The sequence below is a fragment of the Methylocaldum sp. genome, assembly GCF_039794385.1.
GTDB lineage: Bacteria > Pseudomonadota > Gammaproteobacteria > Methylococcales > Methylococcaceae > Methylocaldum.
Genome location: NZ_JBDIVO010000488.1, coordinates 1 through 2,794, shown reverse-complemented (window position 1 = coordinate 2,794; position 2,794 = coordinate 1). Strand labels below are relative to the sequence as shown.

The 2,794-nt window shown below is 58.1% G+C and carries 3 protein-coding genes; 1 reads left to right on the top strand and 2 read right to left on the bottom strand.

The genetic code is table 11. From position 1 onward, the window contains the following. On the top strand, positions 1–464 hold a 464-nt coding region (gene fae, locus ABJK70_RS23175; protein ID WP_347259274.1), incomplete at its 5' end, for a formaldehyde-activating enzyme. 732 nt (positions 465–1,196) lie between these two features. Here fae and ABJK70_RS23170 read toward each other — a convergent pair. Next, positions 1,197–2,402: a DUF1343 domain-containing protein gene (locus tag ABJK70_RS23170; protein WP_347259273.1), complete on the bottom strand. Its 1,206-nt coding sequence runs from the start codon at positions 2,400–2,402 to the stop codon at positions 1,197–1,199. 22 nt (positions 2,403–2,424) lie between these two features. Then, on the bottom strand, positions 2,425–2,794 hold a 370-nt coding region (locus ABJK70_RS23165; protein ID WP_347259272.1), incomplete at its 5' end, for a DOMON-like domain-containing protein.

Below are 2,794 nucleotides of genomic sequence, written 5' to 3'. Positions count from 1 at the left end.
TGCCGGAAATTCTGATCGGCGATGTGAACGGCCCGGTCGGACAAGCCTTCGCCAACATGATGGGGCAGACCGCGGGCCATACCCGCATGTTCGCGATCAGAGCCTGCAATCAGCAGGTGCGCCCGGCGACGCTGATGGTGCCGAAAGTCACCATGAAAAGCAGTGCCTACGTCAACCTGTTCGGCGGCGTGGTTCAGTCGGCCACGGCGGATGCTGTGCTGGATTGCGTGATCGAAGGCATCATTCCTCGCGATCAGGTCAATGACCTCTGCATCATCAGCCTGGTCTGGATCGATCCCGAGTGCGCCAAAGATCCCAATCTGGACGAAAAGGACCTGTACCGCACCAATTACGAAGCGACCAAACTGGCCATCAAGCGAGCGCTCAACGACGAACCGTCGATCGACGAACTGATAGCCAACCGCCATACGATAAAGCACGATATGTACGATCCGGAAGCTTAGAGTCATTTGGCCGAATCGAAACAAAAACGCCGGCTTCCTGCCGGCATTTTTTTCTCTTCTAAGCGCGTTTCAGGAGCATTCAGCCGGCTTTCGTTTATTCAACCGTATATCACGCGATGCTCCGCGGCAAAGGCGGACGATTCGTCTTTTCTCACGATGAGGGCAGAGCCGTTTTCCAAAAATCCGCTGCCAATGGCGTTTCCCGTTTCGGCCGCTGGATTCACGTTTACTGCGGTTGGCGGTCGGTGAACATTCCCTCAACCTGCACATCTTGCTCGACAAACGGCTTCTGCCATGCAGCCTCGGACCCGTAAAAATCTTTGACGCGCTCTTCAAAAAAACGAGGCCAAAGGAGCCCTTTATCCGACCGGAGATGTTTCACAATAGTGATATCTGACCGGCTTCTCACACTAAAACAAGGCGTTAGATACGTAAAATTCCCTGACGCCGCAAACGGGAAAGCTGAGATGGAAATTGCATCATTTCCGTTACAAATAATGGGCCCACGGCATGAACCGCTCCCGTCAGCTCGTTTTGCTCTATCTCGCAAAGCTAGATGATACGGCGCCCGCGAGCTATCAATAAGAATTTACGTGCTATTGCCCGAGGTCCAAAAGCCGCAAAAACAAACATGTTACGGTAAAGAAACAAAGACTTGGACCGAGGACCATTTGAAACGTCGGCTGTTTTTGGCCGTATCCCCAAAACGGAAGAATACCGGCTGGAAACTGATCACCGATACAGGAGTATCCCTTCCCGCTCCTCCTGCCACGAGCGCTCGTCGGGCAATGTCAGCGCATCGAAATCGCGCGGAGCGGCGGCGGCGTCGTCCACCCATTGGCGCAGCAGTTCGCTGCCGTTAATCAGATCGATGGCGAGACGATGGTATTCGTACTCGTAGGGAAAATCGCGCCAGAGATCGTAGTGCGGCCAGAGATTGCGAATCGCTTTGAATGCCAGTGCCTGCAAGCGCCAGGGCCGAAATCCTTGATGATCGTAGGCGCCGTCCTCGACGTGAATCTGCACGCCTTCGCATAGCTTTCCGGCATGCTTGTGGAACGTCGGTTCGAACCAGCAGACGCGCAGCCGACAGCCTTGCAGCCAGCCCGGAGCCAGCGCCCGCATCTCGGCGACGATCCGGTTCGCGTCCAGATCGGGCGCGCCGAAAAGTTCCAAGGGACGGGTGGTGCCGCGGCCCTCGGACAAGGTCGTGCCTTCCAGCATGACCGTGCCGGCGTAGCAGCGCGCCATCCATAGATTCGGCGCGTTAGGGCTGGGATTGATCCAGGTGCGTTCGCCCAGCGGCCAACCGTAGCCCGGCGCATTCGCCGGGTCCCAGCCTTCCATCGTCACCACGTGGTAATCCACGTCGAGGCGCAGGCTCTCCACGAACCAGCGGCCCAACTCGCCCAGCGTAAGTCCATGCCGCATGGGAAGCGCGCCGGCCCCCACGAAACTCTCCCAACCGGCTCGCAATCGCAGCCCCTCGATCGGACGGCCCGCCGGATTCGGCCGGTCCAGCACCCAGACTGTCTTGCCTTTCTTGGCCGCCTCCTCCAGTACGTATCGCAAAGTCGTGATGAAGGTATAAATTCGGCAGCCGAGATCCTGCAGATCGACCAGCAGCACGTCGAAGCTGTCCATCATGGCGTCGGTCGGGCGCCGGACTTCGCCGTATAGGCTGAAGACCGGAATGCCGTGCGCTGGATCGGTGTAATCCGGCGACTCGACCATATTGTCCTGCTTGTCGCCGCGCAGACCGTGCTGAGGTCCGAAAGCGGCCGCGAGCTTGATGCCGTCGAGCGCGGCCAGCGCGTCCAAGGAATGAACCAGATCGGCGGTGACGGAGGCTGGATGAGCGAGCAAGGCCACACGGCGGCCCCGGAGCGGCTTGCGAAGATCCGGGCTGTCGAGCAGCCGGTCGATGCCAAACTTCATCGATGTCTCCTTGTGGCAAATCTCAGTTGTTGCCGGCGGAATCGAGCCTGAGCGCGAAACCGTCCGGGTGATGGAAATCCGGCTGGCCCGGCGGGTGCTTGAACGCCCAATACGATAGCCTGCCGTCCTGCTCTTCGATCACGGCAGACAATGCCAGGCTCAGGGTTGCGCTCTCGATCTCGGTCGATAGACCGTTCAGGTCGATCATTGCATTCAGCCCAAGCCGATAGGCATCGAGCGTCAGGGAAATTTTCGGAGGTGGGGCTTGTCTAACGACCGACATGCCGTCTCGATAAGACTCAAAATGATAGACGGCCCATTCGCTCGACGGCGCGAAATTGAATTCATAATACCCTTCGCGGTGCATCAGAAATGCCTCGAAGCAAGTATGC